We start from the raw sequence: 26,140 nt of genomic DNA, 5'->3' as shown, positions 1-26,140 counted from the left end.
CCCGGACTTTATTCCAGGGGGTTTTTACGATTATCACAAGATGGTTTTGACTCGACCAACCTGTCCATCTTCAAGACGTACTTTAATGCCGTGTGGATGAGTTGGAGATTTTGTTAAAATATCTTTTACAATCCCTCGTGTTGTTTTCCCTGAACGCTGGTCTTGTTTCAAGACGATATCAACGGTTTTTCCAGGCGCGATATTACTTCGGTTCTGTCCGTTCATGTTTCCCCTCTTTCTCTGTCTTCCGATGCTCATCTGGCAAAGGATCGACAGTATGTTTGACACTGTACCCTTTTGATACAGCCATTCCAAAAGCAGCGGCAATGACAATCGTCATAATGATCACAACGATAATGGTCGTAATAATAACCATTCCCGAACTCCTTTCCGTGCTATCTGCTTTCACTTTACCATGATTCGTTTAGTTAAGATAGAACAGGCTTTACCCGCATACTTGAGTCAACCTGTGATTTAACTAGGCCTCAGGTCTTATGCAAAGATAAAGCTCTAGCTCATTATGAAAGCTTATGACAAAAGATAGAATAAGGATATGAAAGGAGGCGACCTTAATGAAGAAAGCAGGTTTACTATTAGTAGGGATCATTGCTGCGATTGTTTTGCTAGCAAACCTTGGTTCGCTAGTAGGCATGATTATAAGTCTTGGTATCTTATACGTTGCAACTAAGAAATTTCTTAAATCAGATTCAACAACTGGAAAAGTTATCTGGGGAATGATAGGGATCATCGGTTTAAGCACAGCTGTGGCAAATATACCAGCCTTCCTTGGCCTGATAGCGGTCTATGTCCTCTATGTTATTTATAAAAAATGGGATGAGCCGGGAGAGTCAGAGGATCCATTCACTAGTTTCGAAAAGCAGTGGGATGAACTTAAACGAAGCTAAAATAAAAGGAGAGAAAATGAAATGGCACACTTACTAACCCGTATCAAACAGTCAATCGAAGCTGATTTTCACAATATGCTGGACCAGAAAGAACAAAAAAATCCACTGTCAATGTTAAATCACTACCTCAGACAGTGCGAACAGGAAGTGGAGAAGGCGGGGAAACTCGTTGAACGACAGTCGACACTTCTAGATGAGTTTAGAAGAGAACTAGTTAAAGCGAGAAGAAATGCAGAGAAACGGGCGGGACAGGCTATTCTAGCAAGTGAAGCTGGAGAATCGGATTTATACGAATTTGCTAAACAAGAGGAAGTTCAGTATGAAGAAAGAGCAGATCGGTTATCTCAATTAGTAGATGAAGCAGGACTTGAGCTGAAGCGTCTTAAACAAAAACATGAAAAGATGAAGCATAAGTTGAAAGATATGTCGCTCAAGAGAATGGAGTTGATGGGAAAGGAAAATATCGTAAGAGCCCATCACAAAATGGACGTGATTCTGGAAGAGAGTCATCATCACAACCAAACATTCCATCGCTTTGATGAGATGGAAAAGTATATTGAAAGACTTGAGAAAAAGGTGAATCGAGATTATTATGTTTCGAGCATGGATATGAAATTTCATGATTTAGAAAAAAAGACCAAAAAGCAAGAAACTCATTAAAACAACCAGAGGAATAATGGTATTCTAAAAGAGGCGCATGCGCCTTTTTTGGTCATGAGCGATTCAAGAATAATCAGATAGATGGATTTAGGAATGGAGGGACGCCGATGTGGAGAAATTTAAATAGCGACACTGTTAAAGGGCTTCTTATTATTGGAGTCATTCTAATATTACTAGAAGTTTCTTTAAATGGTGGCCTTCTATTCTTGTTAATCGTTTCCGGTGTATTGATTTACATGGGAAGAAAGCGTTTGCCACGAACTTCCGGAAAGGTGTTTATGGGAGGGGGTATTTTCTTTTTTGTTACAACCATTATGAACATGGTTGTTGTTAAATTTTTTTTACTCGTATTGTTAGTCTATCTTGGGTTTCAACTCTATCAGTCAAAACAAAAACCTAAGAAAATCCGTCCCGTATTAGAAAAGCCAGAGCAAGTGGAAGAAGATCTTATGTATCAAGAGACGATTTTTCAAAACAGATGGGTCGGAAAACAAAGGACACATGAACATGTGTATGAATGGAATGATGTGAATATCCAGGCAGGCTTTGGAGAAACGGTTATTGACTTAAGCTATACGGTCCTTCCGAAAGGCGAATCGATTATTATGATTCGTAACATCGTGGGCAAAATTCAAATTCTTGTTCCGTACGAGCTTGAAGTTAGTATACAGCATTCTTCTATGCTCGGATCTGCCACACTATTTGAGCATGGAGAGCCTGGCATGTTCAATCAAGTCCTTTCTTACAAGACGAAAGGCTATGAGGAAGCTTCTGAGAAAGTGAAGCTTGTAACCTCCATGTTTGCAGGGGATTTAGAGGTGAAGCGCGTATGAGTGTGATACAGCGTCATATGTTCATTGGTGCGTTGCTCTCTCTCTTGCTGCTTTTCCTCTTCACTGTAGCTTACTTATCCGTCTATCCAATCGCCTCCTTCTCTCTATTATTTGAAAAAGATTTAATGGATCTACCGTTTGGGTTAATCGTTCCAATTATGACAATTATACTTGGAGGAGTTGCTGGAGGAATATCGGGATTTTACGTTAGTAAAGAGCTTCAATATGTGGCTGATACGCTTCAAGAACTGGATAAAGGACGCACGATACATAATAAAAACAGCACAGTTCTAAATGGCGTTTTTGAACAGATTAGCAAACTGCAAAATCGGATAAATGAGCAGGTAAGATTAGCTCAAAAGCTAGCGAATGAAAAAGCAGAAGATCATGAGAAGCGTGTCCAACAAGTTGTGTCAGAAGAGCGGAATCGTCTTGCGAGAGAACTACACGACTCAGTTAGCCAACAGCTTTTCGCTGCTTCAATGCTCATGAGTTCAATCACAGAGACGCGTGAGGAAGCGGATGACTTAGAAACAAAGCATCTTAAAATGGTCGAGGAAACCATTCATCAATCTCAGCTGGAAATGCGCGCTCTTTTACTTCATCTTAGACCAGCCGCTTTAAAGGATCGTTCTCTTGAAGAAGGAATAAAGGAACTTCTAAACGAATTGTCACAAAAGGTTCCAATTGATGTGAGTTGGAAACTTGAAACTCTCGAACTAGATAAGGGTGTAGAAGACCACCTCTTTCGTATTTTACAAGAATGTGTTTCCAACACGTTGCGACATGCGAAAGCATCAACACTTGATGTTCTTCTTATTCGGCGTGAGGGGCGAACAATTTTAAGAATTGTTGATGATGGTATTGGATTTAAGATGGATGAGAAGAAAGTTACCTCATATGGTCTACAAAATATGCATGAACGAGCATTAGAAATTGGAGGCGTTCTTAAGTTAGTCAGCTTGCCACAAAAGGGGACAAGACTAGAGGTGAGCGTACCACACGTTGGAGGGGAACGAAATGATTAAAGTGTTGTTTGTTGATGATCATGAAATGGTGCGAATCGGAGTATCGTCTTATTTGTCAGCTCAAGCAGATATTACCGTTGTTGGAGAAGCAGACAATGGAAAGAAAGGGGTAGAACTGGCTCTTTCACTTCGGCCTGATATTATTCTCATGGACCTTGTAATGGAAGAGATGGATGGTATTGAAGCAACGAAGCACATTATTGCAGATTGGCCTGAAGCAAAGATTATTATTGTCACTAGCTTTCTTGATGATGAGAAGGTGTATCCTGCCCTTGAAGCTGGCGCCACTAGTTATATGCTAAAAACATCAAAAGCTGTGGAAATTGCGAATGCCGTTCGAAAAACCTATCATGGAGAATCTGTACTTGAACCTGAAGTGACTGGGAAGATGATGTCACGCATGCGTAACCGGGTTCAAACGCTACCTCATGAAGAGTTAACGGAAAGAGAAATGGAAATACTCTTATTAATGGCCCAGGGTAAAGCAAATCAAACAATCGCAGATGAATGTTTTATTGCTCTTAAAACCGTGAAAGTTCATGTAAGTAATATCCTTGGTAAACTTGAGGTCCAGGATCGAACTCAGGCTGTTATTTACGCATTTAAACATAACCTTGTGAATTGATGATAAGAAAGCAAAAACAGAAAGCGTTTTTGCTTTTTTTGATGCAAAAAAACAAACCATCAGCACCGAAAATTAAGAAAATTCTTGTATATCACTGTCGAAATAAGTTGATATCATAGTACTAAAAGCCTATTTATCCATTGTAACCGCTTCAATTAAAAATCTTAGGTTTAGGTTGTTTACAAAGTATTAAATCCCTATTATAATCCCGATTGTGCTTACGAAACGAAAACAAAACAACGGGAGGGATAATAGATGCTTCATCACATCAAAACTTATCTGCTAATTACTTTGGGTGCGCTCGGTGTTGCTACCCACGTTCATTTCTTCCTTTCTCCTAATAGTCTTGCAACAGGGGGAGTCAGTGGTTTGTCGATTCTGATGAACCATCTTGTCCCAAACCTGTCAGTCGGAATGTTCATGATTATTTTGAACGCAGTTCTTTTGTTAGTTGGAATTCTTTTTCTCGGACCTAAATTCGGTGTTAAAACGATCTATGCAAGCTTTGCGTTATCACTTGCTGTATGGGCATTTGAGCGCTTTATCCCGGTGACTGAGCCATTTAGTCAGGATATCTTGATTCAATTGATCATTGGACAGTGTATTGCTGCAGCTGGTATGGGACTTGTTTTTCATCAGAAAGCTTCTACTGGCGGTACGGATATCATTGCGATGATTCTCAATAAATTCTTCTCAATGGATGTTGGGAAAGCCGTTCTAGTCTCAGATATTTCAATTGCCCTATTCTCAGTCGTCTTATTTGGACCTGAAATCGGAATGTATGCAATATTTGGTGTCATATTAAACGGCTTAGTGATTGATTATACGCTTCAAAGCTTTGAAGCAAAGAAAGAGATTGTAATCATTAGTAAAGAGAGTGAAGAAATTCGTTCCTTTATTGTTGAAGTAATTGGGAAAGGCGCTACAATTCACACAGCAAGAGGCGCGTTTACTTCAGATGAAAAAGAAGTGATTACAACGATTCTTGGAAGAAAAGATCTCCTAAAATTGAAAAAGCACGTTGGTGCGGTTGATCAAAAAGCCTTTATAACAGTTCATAGTATGAAGGAAATTCTTGGTCAGGACTTTAAATCACTTGCTTAATTGATAAACCTCGTTTCCTTTTGGAAACGAGGCTTTTATTTAGCGTTTATTTTTAATAGCATACACAATAGTGACGATGAAGATAAGTGCAGCAAGAAAGTAGGATGAATAGACGACCAGCGGTACGTCTCCATTTTGATTTTTTACGCCAATTCCAATAAAGGCCCATACAAATACGAGCGGATAAACCCAATCTTGCTCTTTTTTTAGGAAAGTAAGCGCCAATATTGTGGCGATAATTAAAAGAAGGATAGTCCATAAAGAATCAGATAAGCCGAAACCATCCCAGTCGATGTAGGTTAGATAATAACTAATGTTTGCGATTGTCGCTACGCTAATCCACCCAAGATATACGGAAAAAGGGAGTAAGTCAAAGAAGGATCCGTCTGCTGCTTTTGCTTTCGTGTATAGTCTGATGAGAGTTAAGAGTAAAAGAAGCATAACAATAACAGATAGTCCGAAGAATTCATAATGCCATAGGAAAATCCATAGACTATTTAGGATGGAGCTTAATACAAATAGTCCGCTCGTTTTCTGATAGACTGGCAGATCGCGACGACTTTTAGGGAATTGGCGGATAACCCATATTCCTAACAACAGATAAATTAATCCCCAAATACTAAACACATAACCAGCAGGTGTAAACAATACATTTAGTCTATTTGAAATTTCTCCAGTCGTTTGTCCATTTAGTGGAAGTGCATTAGCTAGCCCGTTTACCGTTACGACGATAATATAAGCAATAAGATTAAGAAGAAATCTTCCCATAAGAACCTCCTTGGAATAGTCTATAGTACATACTATTCCTTCTTCACCTTAAAGATAACCGTCTTTTTATGTGCATGAGCACATACAAAAAACCTGCTCCGTTTAAGGAGCAGGTGTATTTGTTTAGCGATTAGGAAGTGTAGCATATTCTGGATCTGCCACTTTAACAAGTTGTTTTCCAAGATTTTTACCTTCAAAAAGGCCAAGGAATGCATTTGGAACGTTTTCGAATCCTTCTACGATTGTTTCTTCGTATTTTAATTTGCCTTCTTGTAGCCATTTACCAAGTTGTTCAGCACCTTCATTAAAACGATCAGAATAGTCGCCAACAACAAAGCCTTTCATGAGAGAACTTGTTTGAATTAGTTTACCTTGAACGCGTGGACCAAGATCTGCTTCTTTATTATTGTAAGAAGAGATAGCGCCACATACAGGGACGCGAGCAAATTTGTTTAGTAAGCTAATAGCGGCATCGCCAATTTCGCCACCAACGTTCTCATAATAGACGTCAATGCCGTCTGGACAAGCGTCTTTTAATGCTTGATAGACATCCTGTGTTTTGTAATTAATGCCTTCATCAAAGCCAAGCTCGTTTTTAATATAATCAATCTTGTCATCAGAACCAGCAATTCCAACGACACGGCAGCCTTTGATCTTAGCGATTTGACCAACTACAGAGCCTACTGCTCCAGCAGCGCCTGAGACGACTACTGTTTCGCCCTCTTTAGGTTGACCGATATCTAAAAGACCGAAATAAGCCGTTTGCCCTGGCATGCCGAGAATTCCAAGGTGCGTAGTAATTGGTGCAACACTTGGGTCGATTTTGCGAAGGTGTTTTTCGTTAACTACTGAATATTCTTCCCAGTTCAAGTGCCCGATCACGACGTCACCTTGATTAAAGTGTGATGATTTAGATTCTGCTACTTCAGCTACAACACCACCATTTAATGGTTCATTTACTTGGAATGGTGCGACGTATGATTTTGCATCTCTCATACGACCTCTCATGTAAGGGTCTACTGTAAGGTATAGTGCGCGCAGAAGAACTTCTCCATCTTTCGGAGATGGAATATCCGCTTCAACAATGTTGAAGTGTTCCATTGAAGGCATACCTTCTGGTCGTTTTGCTAGATGAATTTGTCTTTGTTTACTCATTCATAATCCCTCCATTATATGATTGATGCTTCATTCATTTCCTATCTAAGCTGTTCCACTTAAACGGTACCATAAAACATTACAGTTCATCAAAACATTCGCATTCTAAATATGGAAAGTGTTATTTGTTAGGTTACCCAGGATAGAGGGGGATATTTAGTTGAGAGCACATTCAAATGGTTCTAAACGCCGCAATTGGTTATGATACATGTGAGAGGAGGAGAGGCAATTGAGTCAAAGATTAACCGGATGGATTATGAAGCAAACTTGGGAGGACCTCTTATTCTTGCACTGGTCCGTTGACCCCTCCTGGCTTCAATCAATGCTTCCACCTCAATTAGAAGTTGATACGTTTGATGGAAAAGCATGGATAGGGATCGTTCCATTTGAAATGACCCATATTCGGTTTAGAGGATTGCCTTCGGTTCCATTTGCTTCAAGACTACTTGAATTGAATGTTCGAACGTATGTGAAATATGGTGAAAAGCGTGGAGTATATTTCTTTAGCCTTGATGCTAGTCATAAAGCAGGTGTAGCGATTGCTAGAAATTTTTTTCACCTTCCATACTTTCACGCAAAGATGGGTAAAAAAAGCGATGGAAACCAAATTAGTTTCTGGTCATCACGAACCCATAAAGATGCTAAACAAGCCGATTATCACATTATTTACGAACCAGTAGGTGATAGCTTCGAGACAACAGAAGGAAATCTTGATTACTGGCTGACAGAAAGAGATCGGCTTTTTATCGTACGTGAAAACAACGTTTATCAGGGTGAGATTAGGCATGATAAGTGGCCGCTCCAAAAAGTAGACGTGGCTGTTCTCCGAGATACCCTCTCTCAGTCGTATTACTATCATGAACCTTACATCACTCATTTTTCTAGATCTGTGACAACCTATTTGTGGCCATTTGAAAAGATAACAAAAACAACAAGTCCCTCTTCGAAGTGAAGCGGGGCTTGTTGTCTTGCTAAGATTCTAGTGAATGTTTTCTTTGAAAGAAAGGTGGTTCAATTCTACGGAATAATTTCGTACGGGCAAAACTGAAAAGTATGAGCGCTGCCCAAATTAACGTAAAGCTGACGACATGTACAGAAGTGAATGATTCATCATAAAGAAATACACCTTGTACAAGCATTAGCGTGGGAGCGATGTATTGTAAAAAGCCAATCATGGAAAGAGAGATGCGATTAGCGCCACTTGCAAATAGAAGGAGTGGGACAGCCGTTACGATTCCTGCACCAAGCAATAGACCGAAAATAACTGAATCCTGAATATATAAAGCATCCGCAACGCTAGAGCGCACTGTCATTAAATAGATTAATGCAAACGGCGTGATGAGTAGTGTTTCAATGGTAAGTCCTGTTAAAGCACCAAGCCTTGCTTTCTTTTTCAATAAGCCATATAAACCAAAGCTCATCGCGAGAATAAGAGAAACCCATGGTATTTCCCCAAAACGGAAAACGAGATTTAATACGCCAATTGTCGCAAGCATGAAAGATATCAGCTGCCAGAATGACAGTCTTTCTTTTAAAAATAGAATTCCAAGAAGAACGCTAATTAAAGGATTGATGTAATATCCAAGACTTGTTTGAATCACGTGATCGTGATTAACCGCCCAAATGAAAGCAAACCAATTAATTGTAATAAATAAAGAAGCAAAGGCAATAGCCATTAGCTTTTTGGGTTGGCGAAAGATGGCGTACAGTTCACCTTTAAAAGAAGAGATTTTCCCGAGCACAGCTAGAATGATTAACATAAAAACAAATGACCAGATGATACGGTGAGCGAGTACTTCTTCAGATGGCACGCTCCCGACTAGCTTCCAATATAGCGGAAGAACCCCCCATAAGAAGTAGGCGCCTGCACCGGAAAGTATACCGATTGTTTGTTCATTCTCTAAGTTCTTCATATACGAATCCTCGTTTCAATAATGTCACTCTTACCAGTTTAGCTCCCTTTCCAAATCATTACAATGAAAAAGAGTTCTCATAGTAACATACATTGTGTAAAAGAGGGAGGAGGGCAAAGGTAATGAGACTTGAACGAATTTTATTAGATCAACAAATTGGAGACGTAACAGGTAATGGATTACCAGATCTTGTTCGTCTTACTGGTACCAAACCTTATGGACCCGACACGCCGTTTGTCGATGAGGTGTTGTTAACGATTCAGAATGACGGTTTGGGAAGAGAGGTTTCTTTCTCACTGCCCGGCAGTAGTGGCTATCGGCCTACTCTTTATTTGGGAGATTTTACAGGGAGTAAGGTGAAGGAAATATTAGTCCGCACGGATTCAGGAGGAAGTGGAGGCATCACGTATGACTTTCTGTATTCTTATCTCAATCTATCTTTAAAATTACTTTTTGATCAACAAAGCTTTTATGAGTCTTTTACTTATGAGGTGAATTATCTTGATTACTATCAAGCGAAGGTCGAAAATAAAACGTTAAATCAGAGTTACGTTGTGAGTTTGCTTTATAAGGGAAAGGAATATCTTTCGGAAATATATAAGGAGAATGGCCAATTAAAAGCACCAATCGCAGGTGACGTGCTGCCTCCAGGAGGCGTATATCCAATCGACTTGCAACGTGATGGAGTGGATGAATTATTGGTTTATCAGAGGGTAATCGGCAGATACAATGCGGATGGACTAGGCTTTCTTTCAACACCGCTTCAGTGGAAAGAAAACCAATTCGTTCCGATGTATCAAACGTTATGTATCTTTGGATAGATGGTATGTAAAAAAAGGGGGAGGGTCCCCCTTTATAGGAACTTCAATTTATTGCTTTTCAAGAAGAGCTGCAAGTACGTGTTTCTTAAATTTCTCTGTCTTGCGTCCTTCAATGTAACGTACATCATGTTTTTTAAGCTGTTCAACGTACCAGCCTTTGCTTGCGTAATGCATCGAACCATCCTTTCTCTAATGAAAATTCTATAAGGATTATTCTATAAACCTTAACCGTCAACCATGTTATCATCCATTGGATTTATTGAAAAGGGGAAAACAGTAATTCTTTTAGTGGAAATTATTCTTATTAACTTATAACAAATTAAAAAGCAAAATGAATCATAAGAGAAAGGAAAAGTATGCATGGATTTTTTGACTAGCTTATGAGCGACGTGCCATTTTTGTCTTCGAGTATCACCATAGAGTGCATACGAAATTTTCTTATTCGTACTATTACCCCTTCATACACGATGAGGTTTTTTGCATGCACGCTTAAAGGAGAAGGTAGTTCTGAGGCGAATGTATGTATAACAGCGTGGAAAAGAGAAGGTCGACGTGAAGCGTATCGATAACAGAGGGGAGCGGGCATGGATGGTTCTATTTCAGTTCAAGATCTAGTAAAGACGTATAAAGGTGATGTGAAGGCGGTGCAGGGCGTCAGTTTTGAAGTGGCTGAAGGAGAGTTTTTTGCTTTTCTTGGTCCGAATGGCGCGGGAAAATCGACAACCGTTCAGATCTTAACTACACTCGTTAAACCTACCACAGGATCCATTCGGATTGGCGGAGTTGATGTTGGGGAAGAACCAGAGCGCGTGCGCTGGAACATTGGAGTAGCCTTACAAGAAACGGGAATCGATCCGGTACTAACGGGAAGAGAATTAATTGAAATGCAGGCGCGGTTATTTGGCTTCACTAAAAAAGAAGCGAAAATAAGAGCTGTTGAGTTACTTGCTTTAGTTGACTTAAATGATGCCGCTGATCGCCCATGTGGAAAATATTCTGGTGGTATGAGGAGGAGACTAGATCTCGCTCTAACGTTAGTTCATAAGCCTAAAATTCTTTTTCTAGATGAACCGACAACCGGACTCGATCCTTCTAACCGAAAAGCTATTTGGAAAGAAATTAAGAGATTAAATAAAGAAGAAGGCACGACAATCTTCCTCACAACGCAATATCTTGAAGAGGCTGATCAATTAGCAGATCGTATTAGTATTATTAATCAAGGGAAAATCGTAGCTTCTGGAAGTGCTGAAGAGTTGAAAAGAACACTCGGCTTTGATGCCATTCAACTTTTATTTGAACTGGATGAAGAAGCAGAGCAAGCAGGTCAAATTCTTGTAGATGTTGGAGAGAATATTGAACGCTCAAAAAATGAGGTAACGCTTTATACAGAGAACGGTACCAAACTCCTCCCTGATCTCGTCCGAAAACTTGATGAACATAACCTTTCGCCGAAAACATTGAATGTAAAACCTCCATCTTTGGATGATGTCTTTATTAATGTCACGAATGAACAGAAGGAAAGGGCGTGAGGGCATGAGTGAACAAAAAAAGGGTTCTTTTCTCGTGGATACATTTGTATTTACAAAAAGGAGTATCATTACGATCATTCGAAATCCATTAATCTTTATTCCTAACCTCATTATTAGTCTTTTCTTCCTGTTTGTGTATGAAGGAGGTTTAAGCGGAATCTCAGAGCTTCCGGCATTTGAAGGAGCCAATTACCTGGCGTTTATTTTACCAGTATCAATCGTTTCAGCAGCGATTGGAGGAGCAGGTGGTGCGGGGCAAGCTCTTGTGAAGGATTTAGAAAATGGGTATTTTTCACGTCTTCTTCTTACACCTTCTTCAAGGCTCGCAATTGTTCTTGGACCGATTATTGCAGGGATGCTACAGCTGCTGATTCAAACGGTTTTAATCCTAGTTGTCGCTTATTTTCTTGGTCTAGAAGTGGCAGCTGGGTTTGGCGGAGTAATCGTTGTTTTATTGTTAACGCTTGGTTGGGGGCTTGCATTTGCGGGGTATTCAGTTGGTGTGGCACTAAGAACAAAAAATGCCCAATCCGCACAGGCCGGTACTTTCGTCTTTTTTCCACTTATATTTCTAAGTACGACTTTCGTACCTTATGAATTAATCGAAGCAGGTTGGTTAAAAGTAGCAGCAACGATTAATCCAACGACCTACTTATTTGAAGCCATGCGGTCGGTTTTCATTGACGGGTGGGAAGCCTGGCCACTTGTTAGGGGATTCTTAGTGATTGCACTCTTATGTGCCATTACGATTAGCTTCTCAGCGATAAGTGCCTCAAAAGCGGTTAGTGCTGACTAAGAGCGCGCAAGCTTACTGCGCGCTTCTTTTTTGTAGCCAATCTTCAACTTCGTTCTCACTTATTCGGAATGGTTTAATCACTGAAGAAGTGTAAGACCATGGAAGCGGAGTGGCACTTACTCGTTCCATGTCTGTGATATAAAAAAGTCCCATCCTGAAAAAGGTTGATCTACCTCAGTTAGGTATAATTCGAATGCGTAGTTCGTCATCATTAAAAATCCTCTCCTGTTAATAATAACCATTATAGTAGGGCGGTATAAATGATGGGGGATGAATATGTATTTTAAGAGTTAAAAGTGGCAGAAATAGGGTAAAACAAGATATGCGAGCATCCAAGTGTTTCGATCAAGCAAATCAATTGAATTTGTAATGTAGATAAAAGGACGTGGAAATAGTGGATACAACAAAACAATACGATCTAGTAGGAATTGGGATAGGTCCATTTAACTTAGGTATGGCAGCCCTTGCGGATGAATCAGAAGTAGACGCAATTTATTTTGATCAAAAAGAGGAATTTAATTGGCACCCAGGCATGTTGATTGATGGAGCGGATCTGCAAGTTCCGTTTCTAGCTGATCTTGTCACGATTGCAGATCCAAAAAGTCCTTATACGTTTATAAATTATTTACATGAACATGATCGTCTTTACCAATTTTATTTTTTTAATAAATTAGATATTCCGAGAAAGGAATACAATGCTTATACTCGCTGGGTAGCATCAAAATTATCAAATTGTTTTTTTGGTAAAAGAGTAATTGATGTGAACTATGCTCAAGAAAAAGAATCCTATAACGTTACAATTGAGGATGTGAAAACGAAACGCTCTGCTGTCATTCAAGCGAAGCACGTTGTTCTTGGTACAGGGAGCGTACCAAATATTCCACAAGGATTTGAATCATATCCACTTGAAGACGTTCTTCATACGAATCATTACCTTTTCCATGAAAAAGAGTTAAAAAAATCAAAATCCGTTACAGTAGTAGGATCGGGACAAAGTGCTGCGGAAGTATTCTATGATCTCCTTCATGATCAAGAGCGATATGGTTATCAGATAAATTGGCTAACGCGATCAGCAGGTTTCTTTCAATTAGAATCGGCGAAATTAGGTCAGGAAGTATTCTCGCCTGATTATGTGAGTTACTTTCACGGTCTTTCGTTTAACGCTCGTAAAGACGCCCTTTCAACGCTTGGTACATTGAGAAAAGGAATCGATCCATCTACATTAAAAAACATTTATCACCTTCTTTATCATCGCTCTTCTGAGCAACCGTTAGACGTTATGATTCAACCGTTAGCAGAAGTAAATGGAGTGGAAAAGTCAGAGGGGCACTATGAGTTAAGTTGCAGACAGTGGCAAGAGGACAATGAGTTCGAGGTCAAAACCGAAAAAATTGTTCTGGCTACTGGATACAAGCCTCATTTTCCAGAATGGTTTAAACGTATAGAGAATGAAATTGAATGGGAAGATGAGAAGCGGTTTAAAGTGGAACGAGATCAACAACTCGTTTTTAAAGACGGAAGAGTGAATCACATTTTTTCCTTAACAAACCTAGATCATTCACATGGAACGGGAGCTACGAACCTGGCTCTTTCAGTCGAGCGAAATAAGCGAGTGTTAAATGCTGTAGCAGGAAAATCTCTTTTTAAAGTGAACACTAATACGGTTTTCCAACAATTTTCTAGTAAAGATAACAACAAATTAGTATAAAATGTAGCACAAAAAAGAAGCTGAATCGTTCAGCTTCTTTTTTATCTTTTCTCGTAAACGAGCGAGTAACCTTCAAGATTGACAACATGGTTAATGCCCTGACGAAATGTAGCAAAAGTGGGGATAGTCGGATCTAAGTTAAGGTTCATTAGCCACTGCACGACTTGCTTTGTAATTCCGACATAAACGACGATAACACCCATCAAAGCCAGAGACTTGGTCATCGTTTCACAGAGGACTTGTGCTGAGCTATTATCCAGTTCGGACAGTCCAGAGAAATCAAGTAATACGTAATCAGTATTGTTCGTTACACAGTAATTCAATGTCCTTTGAACGAGCCTTTCTGTTCGTTCTTCATTCATTGTCCCGATAAGGGGGATAAGGATGGCATTATCGATTACTGTAGGAATAATGACAGTAGACAATTCATGGACTAGTTTTTTAGTTTCCTGAAGCTCTTTTTGTCTTTCCGTAACATCACGCCACACAAGAAGGTATCCTATCTTAACTCCTGCATCATCTTTGTATTCCGATATCACAATGCTTGCCGCAAAGCGGTCGAATAAAGTGATGGTACTTTCATATGGAAGACGATGAAGTAAAATGTTTCTTTGATGTGAAGGGTTTTGATGAAATTCAGCAATGCTTTTTCCAATCAGATCTAAAGGATGATTAATATGCAAATAAGAGATGATTGAGTGTAATAAGGTTTCGGCCTGGTCATTAAACCAGACTATTCTTAAGTCTAAATCGCATACGAATATATTATCTCCTAAACTGTTAAGAGCCCTAACTGTTTCACTATGTGAAAAAAAAGTTGTTTCTACCAACTCACTACCTCCGTAATTCAACTAACTTTTTCTTTTATTATAGTGGAAAGAGGTTAGAATGCCTATTAATATCTAATGGAAAAGGAGCGCTCGTGGTCATGGACTTGTTTTTCGTTCACCTGAACTTCATCAACAGCTGAAAAGGGACTGCCATTTTGTAAGGCAGATTGAAACTTTGTAAGTGTGTTCTCTTCACCCTGTGCTTCAATTTCTACAGAATGATCCATCTGGTTCATCACATACCCAGTTAGGCCAAGCTGAGCTGCTTTTTGCTGTGTGAAAGCACGAAATCCAACACCCTGGACTCTTCCTTTCACGATAAACTGATACCGTTTCATTTTATGTCATCCTTTCCATAAAGTCTTATAACGTTCTTTTCCTAATTTCTCTGTTATTAAACGGAGAGGAATGGAGAAAACGCCGAAGTAGAAAAGAGAATGGGAAGTATAGGAGGTGAAATACAACGATTGTGATTACTTCAAGTGAAAGTAAGTAGAATGGCCAGGGACCAAGATATGAGATGAGCGTTAGACTTTCGGGTTCTTTCATTAAAAACATATAGTTTGAGCCCAGTGTTAGATTAAGTGGGAACAGCAAAAGAACGTAAATGTTTAATCCCGCAAACGACATCCATAAGGAGCGATATGAGGGAAAAGCTTTTTCAACGATAATCATAAACCAGGTGGTAAGAAGTATTCCCCCATGAGCAATAAAGAAGTGAAAAAAACGAAAATGGGGGAAAGCATACGGCCCGAGGTCCGGAGTGATCATAGCAAGCAGGGCACTAGCGGAACCAGCAAAATAAGTGATCGGAAATAGCGTTTTATTCTTTGTTAAAACGAGTGCGATCGCTAGAAATAGGGATATGCTACTAAGCTGTAGTGGCAAAGTCGTTGTGATGCTCCACTCATTATAGTAGGCGAACCAGGCATGAAAACTTATCTCTGATAGGAGTAAGAGAAAAGCAATCATTAGTCGAATAACGAGGTTGGGAAGTTTGTTTCTTAACGTTTTTCGAAAAAGAAACATTCCAACTATACAACTTCCTACTAGGAAGAGTGTCAAGAGATGTGGAAATGAAAATAGGGTAAATGAACTCTCGGTAAACCATGAAAAATATCTCTCCACTGACAACACCTCTATTTTAATAAGGGACATATAGAGTTGGGATACAAAATGAAATAAGCTTTCGAGACTAGTATCGAAAGCTTATTAATCATAGACATACTCAGTTGATCGAACTTGAATCATCTATGTTTTTTAAGGCATGTTTAACAGATGGGAAACTTTTCACAGATGATAAAGAGAAATCCGCCTGAATCCCTTCTAAAACAAAATCAGGACGAATTCCTGTTATTCTTAATTCAGCCCCCATTAATTTAATTAGTTGATGAAGTTGATAAACACCTTTGTGAAGTTCAGAAGTGAAATGACTGACTCCAGACAGGTCCAGTATTAGAAACTCATCTCCGCTTTTTTGGATATGAGAACTTACGTGATGTAAGAGAAGCTCAATTCGTTCTTCATCGATTTTTCCAACGAGCGGTACGATGGATACATTCCGGTCAATTGGTACAATGGGCGTGGATAAGCGTTTGACCTCATCGAGGTAGTGCTCAGAACGTTCTTCCGCTTCTTTTCTCTTTGTAATATCTTGTTGAACACCGACAAAGTATGTTTGATTTTCACTTTCAATGTGAACGGGATAAATTTGCAGTTCATTCCAAAAATATTGCCCGTTTTTTCTATAGTTTTTAATTTCGATTCTAACTTTTTTTTCTTTATTAATCGCATCTCTTAATTCAGCGATTGTTCCTGAATCCGTGTCTTCTCCTTGCAAAAATCGGCAATTAGAGCCAAGGATTTCTTCTGAAGTATATCCGGTTAGCTTCTCAAATCCTTCATTCGCATACACGATCGGGTTGTCCGGAAGTTCGGGATCAGTAATGACTACACCTGTATCAACATACTCGATTGCCGTTCTGACAAATTCATTTCTTTTCATACGCTTAAATTGTTCTTTGTTTACTTTCATGATAAACAACTCCATGACGTCGAGGTTCTCATTTGATCATCACCTTTTACAATTGAATGGTACTTCTAGTATAAAACGCTATCGTAAAAAATCCAATAAAAACCCATCTAACACCTTTGAGTAAAAGTTTCGGAGTATATTTTTTGAAATATTAGAAAAACATCTTTCGAGAAGAAAGGTAGTTTGGTATACATGGTATAATAAGAGTATTTAATGTGATCGAATGGGAGGACCTTGTTATGGATGCACTTGATGTTATGGGAAAAAAAGAAGAGATCTTCCCGTACTTCCAGCCGATTGTTAGTGCTGATAAGCAGCAAATTATTGGATATGAAGTTCTTGGAAGAATTAACACAGAAGAAGGAATGAAAAGTCTCGGCTTTTTCTTTCAGGATCAATCGATTCCTGAAGAGTACATATTGGAAATTGATACGCACATTCGTGATTGTGCCATTGATCTATTTTTAGAGCGTGGTACGAGTCAGAGCGTGTTTTTTAATGCTAGTGCAAGACATTTACTATTTGACCATGGTGAAACGCTAACACATTCTCTTGAAGAATACTTTAATAAAGGCATTGCTTATGAACAAATTGTGATTGAAGTGTCTGATTACGATATGGCTGATGAAAGCCTTCAGAAACTGCAACACATTCTTACTTACTATAAAAGTCTTGGGGTACAAGTTGCGATAAGTCATGCCGGAAACACAATGAGTAATATTGAGAAAATCGCTATACTTAATCCAAACATCATTAAAGTAGGATTATTAAACTTAAAAGACAAAGGAATGCCTCCAGAGTATCGAGAAGTGCTCTATGCATTGTCTATGTTAGGAAGAAAAATCGGCGCAACCCTATTGTTTGAAGGGATTGAAGCGATTGGCCAATTAAAGTATGCGTGGGAGAATGGTGGAAGGTATTATCAAGGTCATTATTTTGGCAAGCCTGAGGCAGAATTTCATGATGTGAACAAGTACAGAGCACTCCTAACAAAAGAATTTCAACATTTTATTACACATGAGAGAAAGCGTCTTCTTTCACTTTACGAGCTTTCCCAAAATTTTAACCGTCATTTGCAGCAGCAGTTGAAGCGAAATAAACAACATGATTGGAATACGATTGTGTCTGAAGCGGCTCATTCGCTTGGAAATGCGTGTTTTAGAGGATATATTTGCGATGAAGACGGTCATCAAGTTTCAGCTAACTATTATCGTAATGGTGATGGAAATTGGGAATTTCAACCTGAATATGAAGGTGATAACTGGAGTTGGCGTCCTTATTTCCTAGAGAACATTGTCAGGATGAAACATGATCAGGTAGGGATCCTTTCCGATCTTTATAGTGATATCGAAACAAATGAACTGATTCGTACCTATTCTTATCCTATAAACGAGTCTTACTACTTGTTTCTCGACATTCCATACCTTTATCTTTACGAGCGTGATGACTATTAAAACGAGACTCTTATTAGTAATCGATGTTCCACGTGGTTATTCATACTGAAATTAGAATGAAATCACAGTAACAAGGGTAGAAGTAATACAGTAATCGGAGGAGGGATCGTATGCTTAAAAGAATTTCTGTGAAAACAAGTAAACGAGATGAAATGATTGATATTACAAGTGACGTGAGGAGCGCAGTTCACGATGCAAATATCAAACAGGGAATGGTAATGGTTTATTCTGCGCATACAACAGCGGGAGTTACGATCAATGAAAATGCGGATCCTGATGTGAAGCACGATATGCTAATGAGGTTGAATGAAGTTTATCCTTGGGAGCACCCTAAGTATCGACACGCTGAAGGGAATTCTGCTTCGCATCTAAAAACGAGTACAGTTGGGGCTTCGCAAATGATCATCATTGAAGAAGGGAAATTGATTCTCGGCACGTGGCAGGGAGTTTATTTCTGTGAATTTGATGGTCCACGGAACCGTACTGTTTACATTAAAGTTATGGAGGGATAATGATGATCCGAGTTCTATTCGTATGTCTTGGGAACATCTGTCGTTCTCCAATGGCAGAAGCTGTTCTCCGGTCTAAAGTAGAGAAAGCTGGATTAGCTAATCAAATTGAAATCGACTCAGCTGGAACTGGCGATTGGCACATAGGCGAACCCCCACATGAAGGGACAGCCGACATACTCTTAAAACAAAACATCTCAACAGATGGGATAAAAGCGAGACAAGTGAAGGAAGCTGATCTGCTTCACTTTCAATACGTTGTCGCAATGGATGCAGGAAATCTCGGAGAACTTCATGAAATGGCAGGGATTAATCCAACAACCTCTATTTCAAGGTTAATGGATTATGTGAGTGGAAGTGAAATAGAAGATGTACCTGATCCTTATTTTGAAGGGAATTTTAAAGAAGTGTATGAAATGGTAGATGCTGGGTGTGAGAAATTGTTGGAACATATCAGAAAAGAAGAAGGTATATGAAACAAATCGAAGAAGCGATTAAAAAAAGCGGTGACTTGACTTCCGTTGAGGTAGTAGAAGGTGTGTCAGGTGGGTCAATAAATGACGCTTACTATGTTCGAACAAAGGATAGGGAGTACTTTGCGAAAAGTAATTCATCAGTACCAGAAGGTTTTTTTCACGCTGAAAAAAATGGTCTTGAGCTGTTAGGACGACATGGGGTCTCGGTACCTGAACCTCTTTTAATTCTATCTCAAGGTAATCGTGAGAGTGTTTTTCTTATGGAATGGATTCGATCTGTGCCATCGAGCAAGGAAGGGGACCGAGCACTTGGAAGTCTAGTTGCATCCTTACATCAGAAGAAAGAGAATTTTGCTGGTTTACATCAAGCCAATTTTATTGGTGAATTAGATCAACTAAATGAACCATCCACTGATTGGGTCACCTTTTTTAGGGATCAACGACTAGGGAGAATGCAGAACCTCGCTCGTAAGATAGGAAAGCTTACTAAGGAACGTGATCAACGTTTGTCAAAACTCCGTCAACGTCTGGATGCAATTATTGGGCATCAACCCGGTTTTTCGCTCTTACATGGTGATCTTTGGGGAGGAAATTGGCTCATGACGGATGAAGGACCTTATTTAATCGATCCTGCTGTTTATTATGGAGACCGCGAGATCGATATTGCTTTTACATATTTATTTGGTGGGTATTCGAAAGCATTTTACGATCAATATCAAGCTGATTTTCCGCTAGAGAAAGAATTTACCGATCGTCTTCCCATTTATCAATTATATTATTTACTTGTTCATCTGATCTTATTTGGGGAAAGCTATGGAAGTGCAGTGGATCGCATACTGCAAAAGTATACGTTTTGACTGCAATGGTTTCATTATGAACGATTAAGGGAAATAAATGTCATCTTAATCTAATGAGGAGGAAATGAAATGAGTCAAACATATTCAGGCGGTAGTCAAAATAAACTGTTTAAGGCAGTCCTTATTGGTGGGCTGGCAGGTGCCCTTATTTCACTTCTAGATCGAGGGACGAGAGAATCCATTCAGAATGGTTCGAAAAAAGCAGGAAGTATTTTGCGTGACGTTAAGAATAATCCTTCTTACTATACGGATAAATGGAAGCAAACGGTGGATGATGCTAGTGAGCTAATGAAGGAAGTACAAGATGATATTTCAACTTTATCAGAGAAGTTTAACGGACTGAAAGAAAGTTCAGTTGAAGCCTTTAATCTTGTGAAAGAAACGCAGCATGATCTTAAAGAAATAGGCTCGAGAGTCGTTGAAGCCGGTGAAGAGCTTACTGGTAACAACGGCGATCCAATGACACACTAATCGAGTCCCAGGAGGGTAAATAGTGGATGCATCGCTAGGACAATTTACAAAACAGCTTTTTTCAAGAATAAAAGAACATCAGGTGACTGATTTGTCAGCGCAACTTGCTTATTATTTCTTGTTATCGCTGTTTCCTTTTCTTATATTTGCAATTACCCTCCTGACTCATTTTGATTTCTCACAGGATCAAATTCTTGATTTAATCGCTCAATATGCACCATCTGAGTCATTTGTCACGATACAAGAGAACATTATTCTCGAAGATGGAGCTCGGAAAGGGCTTTTATCCTTCGGGGTGATCGCGACAATATGGTCTGCTTCCAATGCAATTAATGCCATTATTAAATCACTTAACCGTGCATATAACGTTCAAGAAAGTCGGCATTTTCTACTTGCGCGAGGTTTGTCTGTTCTTTTATCATTAGCAATGATTTTTGTTATTGTTGTTGCATTGGTATTACCTGTTTTTGGTGAAACTCTGTGGAGATTTTTCGTTACATTTTTTGATTTGCCGGAGTCATTAAGCTTTATGTTTGGGATTATTCGGTGGATTCTAAGTCTTTCGATCATGATTGTTGTGTTTATGTTTATTTATTTCTATGCACCGAATAAACGATTGAATTATAAAGATGTGCTGTTAGGATCTATCTTTGCTTCAGTGCTATGGCAGCTTGTCTCTCTGGCTTTTTCTTATTACATAAATAACTTCAGTAACTATTCTGCAACGTACGGAAGTCTTGGAGGCGTAATCGCGCTAATGCTCTGGTTTTACCTGACAGGTCTTGTTATTATTATTGGTGGAGAAGTGAATGCCACTTCGAATTATTTTAGAAAAAAAGCCTGACAGCGCGCATGGCGCTATCAGGCTTTTTATTTTAATAACCTCAGTCCATTTAATATGACGAGTATTGTACTACCTTCATGGCCGAGTACTCCTAAAGGGAGGGTTAGGAATTGAAAGAAGTTAGATGCAATTAAAATAAGAATAACGGAAATAGAGAATATCACGTTTTGTTTTACGATTTTGTTTAATCGGTTTGAGAGCTTTACGGCTCGTGTCAGTTTTCCGAGATCGTTCTTCATAAGAACAACATCTGCGGTTTCAAGAGCGACATCAGTACCCTGACCCATTGCAATTCCTACATCAGATGCGGCAAGAGCAGGTGCATCGTTAATGCCGTCCCCAATCATTCCAACCGTATGGTATTTTTCTTTTAATTCTTTCATTCGATTTACTTTGTCTTCTGGAAGACAATTGGCGTAATACGTATCGATCCCGATTTCTTCAGCAATGGCTTTTGCCGTTTGCTCGCTGTCACCAGTTAACATCACCGGTTCAATTCCACGCTTTTTCAGTTCCTTCACCATATTCGCTGATTCACTACGAACTTTGTCTTTTAAAGCAATCATTCCAGCTATGCCCTGGTTATCTGCAGCAAGTACGATTGTTTTTCCACTTGATTGCAGTTGACGATAGTTTTCTTCAAATAAATTGAATCCATCCTCTTCAGACAAGAACGCTAATTTACCGACTTTCCAACTAATTCCCTCAATTGTGGCTTCCACGCCCCATCCAGAATGATCCATCATATCATTTGGCTCTAGAAAGATGACCTCTCCGGCATGATCGACAATCGCTTTAGCAAGTGGATGTGTTGATTGTCGCTCGATTGAAGCGACGATTTTGATAAACGTCTTTTCATCTATATCACTTCTAGTGAAAACATCTGTGACAACAGGAGAGCCTTCCGTTAACGTTCCTGTCTTATCAAGCGCAACAGCCTTCATCGAACCTAGCTGTTCAAGATGCACTCCGCCTTTAAAAAGAATACCATTTCGTGCGCCTGCAGAAATAGCGGAGAGCGTGGCAGGCATAATCGATGCGACTAGTGCACAAGGAGAGGCAACAACGAGAAAGACCATTGCGCGATAGATCGTTTCATCCCATGTCCAGCCAAGTAGAAAATGGGGAAGGACCATGAGAAGTGCGCCTACAATTAAAACGATTTTCACGTACCAACCTTCTAGTTTTTCAATAAAAAGCTGGGAAGGTGCTTTTTGATCTTGTGCTTCCTGAACAAGTGCGATAATTTTTTGGAACACCGTATCCTGACTACGTTTGGTCATTTTTATCGTTAAATGACCAGAGATATTTAACGTTCCAGCAAATACCTCTTCGTCAATTCGTTTAATAACTGGAATGGATTCACCAGTAATGGCTGACTGATCAAGAGATGTTTGACCTTTTGTGATCACACCATCAGCAGGCACCCGTTCTCCTGGTTTGACTAGAATGAGATTTCCTATTGAAAGAGATTCTGCGGGTACAATGCGTTCTTCTCCGTTAGATAGAATCGTTGCCGTCTCTGGTTGTATTTCCATGAGAGACTGAAGTTCACTTTCGCTTTTATTAAGAGTGTAAGTTTCAAGAGCTCCACTGAGTGCGAAAATAAAAATTAGAATAGCGCCCTCTGTCCAGTAACCAATACTTCCTGCTCCAATGGCAGCAATAATCATAAGAAGCTCAACATTTACATCTTTTTCAGCAAAAGAGTCTTCAATTCCCTCTTTCGCTTTTGCGAATCCACCGATGATAAATGCGGTAATATATAAAACAGATTCAATCGTAGGAGAGTAGCTACCTTCTGTGATCCATGTAAATGCAATAATGATTCCACTTAACAGGGCAGCACCTAGTTCTCCATGTTTTTTTAACGTATTCCACCAGAATGACGAGTGAGAAGGGTATGTGTCTGACCGTAGATTTATCTGTTCCATTATCATTCCTCCTTTTCCTAATTGAGAATAATAGTCATCATCATTCTCCTTATAAACGTGCAATGCTGTGACCACTTTTGAGGTCACAGCATATCAAGTACTGACAAATAAGTCATTTGATTTCGTTACTGAGAATGGATTTCAATAGATTAGAATTATTATTATGTTTTAATGATTTTATTCTATCACATACTTTAAATCTTGACTATATTTATCATCACAATTGGGCTGTTGGATTTTACGTTTAAGAATAGGAAAATGGAGGGAATGGAGTTAATAACAAAGTAATCATGAGGAGGAGAAAAATGTTATTAAAAGAGAAGTTAGATCAGTTAAAACATGCTCATGTTCAAAAACCTGATAAAGTGTTTACCTTATATTTAAATACGGACCGTCGTGATGCCGACCGACAAAATGGTGAATGGAAGATTCAGCTAAAAAACGGCTTTCGTAACTTTGAAGATTATTTAAACCAAAGTGGTAATAAAGAAGAGCTTGAAAAATACGAAAAAGTAAAAGAAAAAGTTCAAGATGAGCTCAATCGCATCGAAAATGATTTAAAGCGTGGTCTTGTTATTATTGCTTCGTCAGACGACCAAATATGGTTTGTGGAGCGCACCCAGGTACCAGTTGAAACAAATTTATATTGGGAAGAAGAACCTCAACTTGAAGCGCTAGAGAAGTTGAAAAGTGACTATCCGAACACAGGGATCATTCTTGTTCATCATGATTATGTACGTATTCTTGAAACAGAGCTTGGTTTTCTAACAAAAAGTGAAGAGTATGCTTGGGATCCTGATGAAGACAACTGGAAAATCTACGAAGGAACTACTGGAAATGAGAATATTTCTGGAAACGGTAGTACCGCTCAGCGAGAGCTTTATGAAGATCGCATTAAAGCCAATCGTGAAAGATGGTATAAGTCAATGGCAGCGAAACTTGATAAAAAAGCGAAAAATCGTCAGTGGGAAAAAATATACGTAGCTGGTGAAAAAGAAGAAGCTAGTGAATTGAATGAGTTAATGAACAAAGAGTCGATCGTTGTCGGAAAAAATTATTCTGATAAACGAGACGATGAAGTAATTGAGGCTCTTGTATCTTAACGACAAAAGCACCCAAATGGGTGCTTTTGTTCTTTTTTATGCTTTCGTTGCTTTGACAGTAAAAACTTTGGGGATTCCTCGATCATGAAGTTTGATGTTCGGTTCCTCGGATACTTGCTTAATAATCAAATCCTCATCTGCCATGCTCGTTAGAATTTCACCGAGCGTCCATTTTCGCTGCAAGACCACACTTTCTTCCTTTTCGTTTGTTAGATGCTTTTCATATGCGACTACAGTTTTGTGAATTGTAGGATCGAAATAGTTACCATCCACTTTATGCTTCTTACCTTTAGATGTAATAAGCTTTGTAGAAATCGGATGGAAATCCTGAAGGACAAACGTGCCGCCGCTTTTAAGGAGGCGAAACACTACTTTAAACAATGGATGAAGATCAAGGAAATAATGTAGGATCCCTAGCTCCATCACAATGACATCAAATTCTCCGTCTTGATGATGATCCATTTTTAAAATATCAGCTACTATATATGTGAGGTCAATACCACATTTAGAGGCTACTTCCTTGGCATAACGTTCATTTTCATATGAAAAATCAATCACCGTTGCATCGGCGCCCATAAGACTCATCGCTGTTGCTTTCATACCATGTGAACCCATTAGATTGGCTACTTTCTTTCCTTGTAGTGCAGGAAGATAAGGCAATAATGATTTCATTCGTGAAGTTGGATTTTCTTTTAACTTTATTGCTGCTTCTTCCGGAGTACCGAAACGATTTAATAAAGCTTCATATGTTTGTTGATTCCAAGATTTTTTGTTTTGTTCTGTCACGCTCTCTTGAACATTATTTAGGTGGGCTTCAACAGTCATACGCCACTCTGGAATCTGCTGATAGTAGTAAAGTGAAAGGCAAGGGACGCTTTCTTCTTTAAAATCAATATAAACTAAGTAAGGGTTCGTTCGGATGACCGTGTTATATGTGCATTCTATTCGTACAGATGTATTAGCAATCGAATAGACAGCATAAGAAATATCAGCCTTGTGTTCTGGTATTGCAATGCCGTATTTTAGGTTGAATTCCTCAAGTACGGACTCAAAAGCATCCCATTGAACCGAAACGGCTATAGAATGAGGTGCATCCACTGCACCTTGAAGCCAAAGTGCTGTTTCGTTTATGAAAAAATAAGGAATGTTATAGTTATTCAGGTCTGAAGATAGTTGCAATAAGACATTTTCTTTGGAGCTCGGCATTTTTCCACCTCAATTTTATTACATGAACATATTTTGTATAGAATACTATAGCATATAGACAGCCCATAAGGCATCTGAAGAATAGGGAGAGACAGAGATTATGCAGACTCAGAATGAAGGTGTGTCAACAGAAAAGTGGGTGAAAAGAGGCGGATCCTTCGCATTAGGTATCTACTTACTTGCACTTTTCTATGCAACGTTGTTTATTTATAATTATTATCCGTATGGGAAATCCGTTAACCTTGTTCTATTTGATAGCATTAAGCTTATGTGGGAAAGCGGAAGTTATTGGCTTATCTTAAAGAATATCATCGGGAACATTTTGCTTTTTATGCCGTTAGGGTTTTTGATGCCACTAGTCAGTAAAAAGGGGAGATCTTTCCTTATCATTGGAATCATCGGATTTTTAACGAGCACGGTTATTGAATTACTTCAGTACTTTGTGGCTCATCGAATTTTTGATATAGACGATATTCTCTTAAATGCTTTCGGAGCACTTGTAGGTTATGGGGCTTATCATTTCGTTCTTATCATCTATCAGAAAATAATAAAGAGAAAATAGAAAGAGGCAGCGAT

Annotated in this window: 31 protein-coding genes; 19 read left to right on the top strand and 12 right to left on the bottom strand. The window is 39.1% G+C overall.

The window, feature by feature from the left end; genetic code table 11:
* Positions 1–33: 33 nt before the first annotated feature.
* Both LCL91_RS15335 and ytzI read right to left on the bottom strand, forming a co-directional pair.
* The gene (locus tag LCL91_RS15335) at positions 34–225 is read right to left on the bottom strand and encodes a YwbE family protein (RefSeq protein WP_224883613.1); all 192 of its coding nucleotides are present in this window, start codon (positions 223–225) and stop codon (positions 34–36) included.
* The gene (gene ytzI, locus LCL91_RS15330; protein ID WP_224883612.1) at positions 203–376 is read right to left on the bottom strand and encodes a YtzI protein; all 174 of its coding nucleotides are present in this window, start codon (positions 374–376) and stop codon (positions 203–205) included. Before ytzI ends, LCL91_RS15335 begins: the two co-directional genes overlap by 23 nt.
* 196 nt (positions 377–572) lie before the next feature.
* Between ytzI and LCL91_RS15325 the strand changes: the two genes are divergently transcribed.
* From LCL91_RS15325 to LCL91_RS15300, 6 genes are all read left to right on the top strand, one after another.
* On the top strand, positions 573–905 hold the full coding sequence (locus LCL91_RS15325) for a flagellar basal body rod protein (RefSeq protein ID WP_224883611.1): 333 nt from the start codon (positions 573–575) through the stop codon (positions 903–905).
* 21 nt (positions 906–926) lie between these two features.
* The gene (locus LCL91_RS15320; protein WP_224883610.1) at positions 927–1,565 is read left to right on the top strand and encodes a PspA/IM30 family protein; all 639 of its coding nucleotides are present in this window, start codon (positions 927–929) and stop codon (positions 1,563–1,565) included.
* A gap of 107 nt (positions 1,566–1,672) precedes the next feature.
* Entirely contained in the window at positions 1,673–2,398 is a 726-nt protein-coding gene (liaF, locus tag LCL91_RS15315; RefSeq protein WP_224883609.1) for a cell wall-active antibiotics response protein LiaF, read from the top strand.
* The gene (locus LCL91_RS15310) at positions 2,395–3,426 is read left to right on the top strand and encodes a sensor histidine kinase (RefSeq protein WP_224883608.1); all 1,032 of its coding nucleotides are present in this window, start codon (positions 2,395–2,397) and stop codon (positions 3,424–3,426) included. Before liaF ends, LCL91_RS15310 begins: the two co-directional genes overlap by 4 nt.
* The gene (locus LCL91_RS15305; protein ID WP_224883606.1) at positions 3,419–4,051 is read left to right on the top strand and encodes a response regulator; all 633 of its coding nucleotides are present in this window, start codon (positions 3,419–3,421) and stop codon (positions 4,049–4,051) included. The genes LCL91_RS15310 and LCL91_RS15305 overlap by 8 nt, the downstream gene beginning before the upstream one ends.
* 255 nt (positions 4,052–4,306) lie before the next feature.
* Positions 4,307–5,155 carry a YitT family protein gene (locus tag LCL91_RS15300; RefSeq protein ID WP_224883604.1) on the top strand — a complete coding sequence of 283 codons (849 nt, stop codon included), beginning with the start codon at positions 4,307–4,309 and terminating at the stop codon, positions 5,153–5,155.
* Between the two features lie 39 nt (positions 5,156–5,194).
* On the opposite strand, the gene LCL91_RS15295 is transcribed toward LCL91_RS15300, so the two are convergent.
* A complete protein-coding gene (locus LCL91_RS15295) occupies positions 5,195–5,923 on the bottom strand; it encodes a TspO/MBR family protein (RefSeq protein WP_224883602.1) in 729 nt (242 codons plus the stop codon).
* 123 nt (positions 5,924–6,046) lie between these two features.
* The gene (locus LCL91_RS15290) at positions 6,047–7,078 is read right to left on the bottom strand and encodes an NADP-dependent oxidoreductase (RefSeq protein WP_224883600.1); all 1,032 of its coding nucleotides are present in this window, start codon (positions 7,076–7,078) and stop codon (positions 6,047–6,049) included.
* 229 nt (positions 7,079–7,307) lie between these two features.
* Between LCL91_RS15290 and LCL91_RS15285 the strand changes: the two genes are divergently transcribed.
* Positions 7,308–8,030 (top strand): YqjF family protein, encoded by a 723-nt coding sequence (locus LCL91_RS15285; RefSeq protein ID WP_224883598.1) that lies wholly within the window; start codon positions 7,308–7,310, stop codon positions 8,028–8,030.
* Positions 8,031–8,049: 19 nt separating this feature from the next.
* Here the strand turns inward: LCL91_RS15285 and rarD are convergent, their stop codons facing one another.
* Complete coding sequence (rarD, locus tag LCL91_RS15280; protein ID WP_224883596.1) at positions 8,050–8,991, bottom strand: EamA family transporter RarD; 942 nt, start codon at positions 8,989–8,991, stop codon at positions 8,050–8,052.
* Positions 8,992–9,113: 122 nt separating this feature from the next.
* On the opposite strand from rarD, the gene LCL91_RS15275 reads away from it, so the two are divergent.
* On the top strand, positions 9,114–9,812 hold the full coding sequence (locus tag LCL91_RS15275) for a VCBS repeat-containing protein (RefSeq protein ID WP_224883594.1): 699 nt from the start codon (positions 9,114–9,116) through the stop codon (positions 9,810–9,812).
* Positions 9,813–9,860: 48 nt separating this feature from the next.
* Here LCL91_RS15275 and LCL91_RS15270 read toward each other — a convergent pair whose 3' ends face one another.
* A complete protein-coding gene (locus LCL91_RS15270) occupies positions 9,861–9,986 on the bottom strand; it encodes a DUF2639 domain-containing protein (protein ID WP_084006676.1) in 126 nt (41 codons plus the stop codon).
* A gap of 410 nt (positions 9,987–10,396) precedes the next feature.
* On the opposite strand from LCL91_RS15270, the gene LCL91_RS15265 reads away from it, so the two are divergent.
* The 3 genes from LCL91_RS15265 (at position 10,397) to LCL91_RS15255 (ending at position 13,845) form a co-directional block, all read left to right on the top strand.
* Positions 10,397–11,341, top strand: a complete 945-nt coding sequence (locus tag LCL91_RS15265) for an ATP-binding cassette domain-containing protein (protein WP_224883592.1) — start codon at positions 10,397–10,399, stop codon at positions 11,339–11,341.
* 4 nt (positions 11,342–11,345) lie between these two features.
* Complete coding sequence (locus LCL91_RS15260; RefSeq protein ID WP_224883590.1) at positions 11,346–12,137, top strand: ABC transporter permease; 792 nt, start codon at positions 11,346–11,348, stop codon at positions 12,135–12,137.
* A gap of 394 nt (positions 12,138–12,531) precedes the next feature.
* Positions 12,532–13,845: a lysine N(6)-hydroxylase/L-ornithine N(5)-oxygenase family protein gene (locus tag LCL91_RS15255; RefSeq protein WP_224883588.1), complete on the top strand. Its 1,314-nt coding sequence runs from the start codon at positions 12,532–12,534 to the stop codon at positions 13,843–13,845.
* A 41-nt stretch (positions 13,846–13,886) separates the two neighbouring features.
* Here the strand turns inward: LCL91_RS15255 and LCL91_RS15250 are convergent, their stop codons facing one another.
* The 4 genes from LCL91_RS15250 to LCL91_RS15235 all read right to left on the bottom strand — a co-directional run bounded on the left by LCL91_RS15250 (position 13,887) and on the right by LCL91_RS15235 (position 16,710).
* Positions 13,887–14,675, bottom strand: a complete 789-nt coding sequence (locus LCL91_RS15250; RefSeq protein ID WP_224883587.1) for an STAS domain-containing protein — start codon at positions 14,673–14,675, stop codon at positions 13,887–13,889.
* Between the two features lie 65 nt (positions 14,676–14,740).
* Positions 14,741–15,013, bottom strand: coding sequence for an acylphosphatase (locus tag LCL91_RS15245; protein ID WP_224883586.1), 273 nt, complete (start codon positions 15,011–15,013; stop codon positions 14,741–14,743).
* Between the two features lie 25 nt (positions 15,014–15,038).
* Positions 15,039–15,803, bottom strand: a complete 765-nt coding sequence (locus tag LCL91_RS15240; protein WP_224883585.1) for a TIGR02206 family membrane protein — start codon at positions 15,801–15,803, stop codon at positions 15,039–15,041.
* Positions 15,804–15,903: 100 nt separating this feature from the next.
* Entirely contained in the window at positions 15,904–16,710 is an 807-nt protein-coding gene (locus LCL91_RS15235; protein WP_224883584.1) for a PAS domain-containing protein, read from the bottom strand.
* A 239-nt stretch (positions 16,711–16,949) separates the two neighbouring features.
* Between LCL91_RS15235 and LCL91_RS15230 the strand changes: the two genes are divergently transcribed.
* The 6 genes from LCL91_RS15230 to LCL91_RS15205 all read left to right on the top strand — a co-directional run bounded on the left by LCL91_RS15230 (position 16,950) and on the right by LCL91_RS15205 (position 21,321).
* Positions 16,950–18,164: an EAL domain-containing protein gene (locus LCL91_RS15230; RefSeq protein WP_224883583.1), complete on the top strand. Its 1,215-nt coding sequence runs from the start codon at positions 16,950–16,952 to the stop codon at positions 18,162–18,164.
* Positions 18,165–18,274: 110 nt separating this feature from the next.
* Positions 18,275–18,676, top strand: coding sequence for a secondary thiamine-phosphate synthase enzyme YjbQ (locus LCL91_RS15225; RefSeq protein WP_224883582.1), 402 nt, complete (start codon positions 18,275–18,277; stop codon positions 18,674–18,676).
* 2 nt (positions 18,677–18,678) lie between these two features.
* Positions 18,679–19,149, top strand: coding sequence for a low molecular weight protein-tyrosine-phosphatase (locus LCL91_RS15220; protein WP_224883581.1), 471 nt, complete (start codon positions 18,679–18,681; stop codon positions 19,147–19,149).
* Positions 19,146–20,006 carry a fructosamine kinase family protein gene (locus tag LCL91_RS15215; RefSeq protein WP_224883579.1) on the top strand — a complete coding sequence of 287 codons (861 nt, stop codon included), beginning with the start codon at positions 19,146–19,148 and terminating at the stop codon, positions 20,004–20,006. The genes LCL91_RS15220 and LCL91_RS15215 overlap by 4 nt, the downstream gene beginning before the upstream one ends.
* 69 nt (positions 20,007–20,075) lie before the next feature.
* The gene (locus tag LCL91_RS15210; RefSeq protein ID WP_224883577.1) at positions 20,076–20,477 is read left to right on the top strand and encodes a YtxH domain-containing protein; all 402 of its coding nucleotides are present in this window, start codon (positions 20,076–20,078) and stop codon (positions 20,475–20,477) included.
* Positions 20,478–20,499: 22 nt separating this feature from the next.
* On the top strand, positions 20,500–21,321 hold the full coding sequence (locus tag LCL91_RS15205; protein WP_098446280.1) for a YihY/virulence factor BrkB family protein: 822 nt from the start codon (positions 20,500–20,502) through the stop codon (positions 21,319–21,321).
* Between the two features lie 26 nt (positions 21,322–21,347).
* Here the strand turns inward: LCL91_RS15205 and LCL91_RS15200 are convergent, their stop codons facing one another.
* Positions 21,348–23,261 (bottom strand): heavy metal translocating P-type ATPase, encoded by a 1,914-nt coding sequence (locus tag LCL91_RS15200; protein WP_425589692.1) that lies wholly within the window; start codon positions 23,259–23,261, stop codon positions 21,348–21,350.
* A 299-nt stretch (positions 23,262–23,560) separates the two neighbouring features.
* Between LCL91_RS15200 and LCL91_RS15195 the strand changes: the two genes are divergently transcribed.
* A complete protein-coding gene (locus LCL91_RS15195; protein WP_224883573.1) occupies positions 23,561–24,358 on the top strand; it encodes a VLRF1 family aeRF1-type release factor in 798 nt (265 codons plus the stop codon).
* A 36-nt stretch (positions 24,359–24,394) separates the two neighbouring features.
* On the opposite strand, the gene LCL91_RS15190 is transcribed toward LCL91_RS15195, so the two are convergent.
* Positions 24,395–25,564: a class I SAM-dependent methyltransferase gene (locus LCL91_RS15190; protein WP_224883571.1), complete on the bottom strand. Its 1,170-nt coding sequence runs from the start codon at positions 25,562–25,564 to the stop codon at positions 24,395–24,397.
* 100 nt (positions 25,565–25,664) lie between these two features.
* Here LCL91_RS15190 and LCL91_RS15185 point away from each other — a divergent pair, with 100 nt between their 5' ends.
* Positions 25,665–26,126 (top strand): VanZ family protein, encoded by a 462-nt coding sequence (locus LCL91_RS15185; RefSeq protein WP_224883568.1) that lies wholly within the window; start codon positions 25,665–25,667, stop codon positions 26,124–26,126.
* Positions 26,127–26,140 lie beyond the last annotated feature (14 nt).

The sequence above is a fragment of the Guptibacillus hwajinpoensis genome (assembly GCF_020171785.1).
In the GTDB taxonomy this organism is placed as follows: Bacteria; Bacillota; Bacilli; order Bacillales; family Guptibacillaceae; genus Guptibacillus; species Guptibacillus sedimenti.
This window is presented reverse-complemented; position numbering and strand designations above follow the sequence as displayed.

Coding starts and splice junctions, on each gene's coding strand:
- LCL91_RS15245 (WP_224883586.1), bottom strand. CDS start 15,013: ATGAAACGGTATCAGTTTATCGTGAAAGGAAGAGTCCAGGGTGTTGGA.
- rarD (WP_224883596.1), bottom strand. CDS start 8,991: ATGAAGAACTTAGAGAATGAACAAACAATCGGTATACTTTCCGGTGCA.
- LCL91_RS15210 (WP_224883577.1), top strand. CDS start 20,076: ATGAGTCAAACATATTCAGGCGGTAGTCAAAATAAACTGTTTAAGGCA.
- LCL91_RS15220 (WP_224883581.1), top strand. CDS start 18,679: ATGATCCGAGTTCTATTCGTATGTCTTGGGAACATCTGTCGTTCTCCA.
- LCL91_RS15275 (WP_224883594.1), top strand. CDS start 9,114: ATGAGACTTGAACGAATTTTATTAGATCAACAAATTGGAGACGTAACA.
- LCL91_RS15335 (WP_224883613.1), bottom strand. CDS start 225: ATGAACGGACAGAACCGAAGTAATATCGCGCCTGGAAAAACCGTTGAT.
- LCL91_RS15325 (WP_224883611.1), top strand. CDS start 573: ATGAAGAAAGCAGGTTTACTATTAGTAGGGATCATTGCTGCGATTGTT.
- LCL91_RS15320 (WP_224883610.1), top strand. CDS start 927: ATGGCACACTTACTAACCCGTATCAAACAGTCAATCGAAGCTGATTTT.
- LCL91_RS15300 (WP_224883604.1), top strand. CDS start 4,307: ATGCTTCATCACATCAAAACTTATCTGCTAATTACTTTGGGTGCGCTC.
- LCL91_RS15225 (WP_224883582.1), top strand. CDS start 18,275: ATGCTTAAAAGAATTTCTGTGAAAACAAGTAAACGAGATGAAATGATT.
- LCL91_RS15185 (WP_224883568.1), top strand. CDS start 25,665: ATGCAGACTCAGAATGAAGGTGTGTCAACAGAAAAGTGGGTGAAAAGA.
- LCL91_RS15270 (WP_084006676.1), bottom strand. CDS start 9,986: ATGCATTACGCAAGCAAAGGCTGGTACGTTGAACAGCTTAAAAAACAT.
- LCL91_RS15290 (WP_224883600.1), bottom strand. CDS start 7,078: ATGAGTAAACAAAGACAAATTCATCTAGCAAAACGACCAGAAGGTATG.
- LCL91_RS15230 (WP_224883583.1), top strand. CDS start 16,950: ATGGATGCACTTGATGTTATGGGAAAAAAAGAAGAGATCTTCCCGTAC.
- LCL91_RS15295 (WP_224883602.1), bottom strand. CDS start 5,923: ATGGGAAGATTTCTTCTTAATCTTATTGCTTATATTATCGTCGTAACG.
- LCL91_RS15305 (WP_224883606.1), top strand. CDS start 3,419: ATGATTAAAGTGTTGTTTGTTGATGATCATGAAATGGTGCGAATCGGA.
- LCL91_RS15200 (WP_425589692.1), bottom strand. CDS start 23,261: ATGATAATGGAACAGATAAATCTACGGTCAGACACATACCCTTCTCAC.
- ytzI (WP_224883612.1), bottom strand. CDS start 376: ATGGTTATTATTACGACCATTATCGTTGTGATCATTATGACGATTGTC.
- LCL91_RS15235 (WP_224883584.1), bottom strand. CDS start 16,710: ATGAAAGTAAACAAAGAACAATTTAAGCGTATGAAAAGAAATGAATTT.
- LCL91_RS15215 (WP_224883579.1), top strand. CDS start 19,146: ATGAAACAAATCGAAGAAGCGATTAAAAAAAGCGGTGACTTGACTTCC.
- LCL91_RS15310 (WP_224883608.1), top strand. CDS start 2,395: ATGAGTGTGATACAGCGTCATATGTTCATTGGTGCGTTGCTCTCTCTC.
- liaF (WP_224883609.1), top strand. CDS start 1,673: ATGTGGAGAAATTTAAATAGCGACACTGTTAAAGGGCTTCTTATTATT.
- LCL91_RS15190 (WP_224883571.1), bottom strand. CDS start 25,564: ATGCCGAGCTCCAAAGAAAATGTCTTATTGCAACTATCTTCAGACCTG.
- LCL91_RS15260 (WP_224883590.1), top strand. CDS start 11,346: ATGAGTGAACAAAAAAAGGGTTCTTTTCTCGTGGATACATTTGTATTT.
- LCL91_RS15195 (WP_224883573.1), top strand. CDS start 23,561: ATGTTATTAAAAGAGAAGTTAGATCAGTTAAAACATGCTCATGTTCAA.
- LCL91_RS15265 (WP_224883592.1), top strand. CDS start 10,397: ATGGATGGTTCTATTTCAGTTCAAGATCTAGTAAAGACGTATAAAGGT.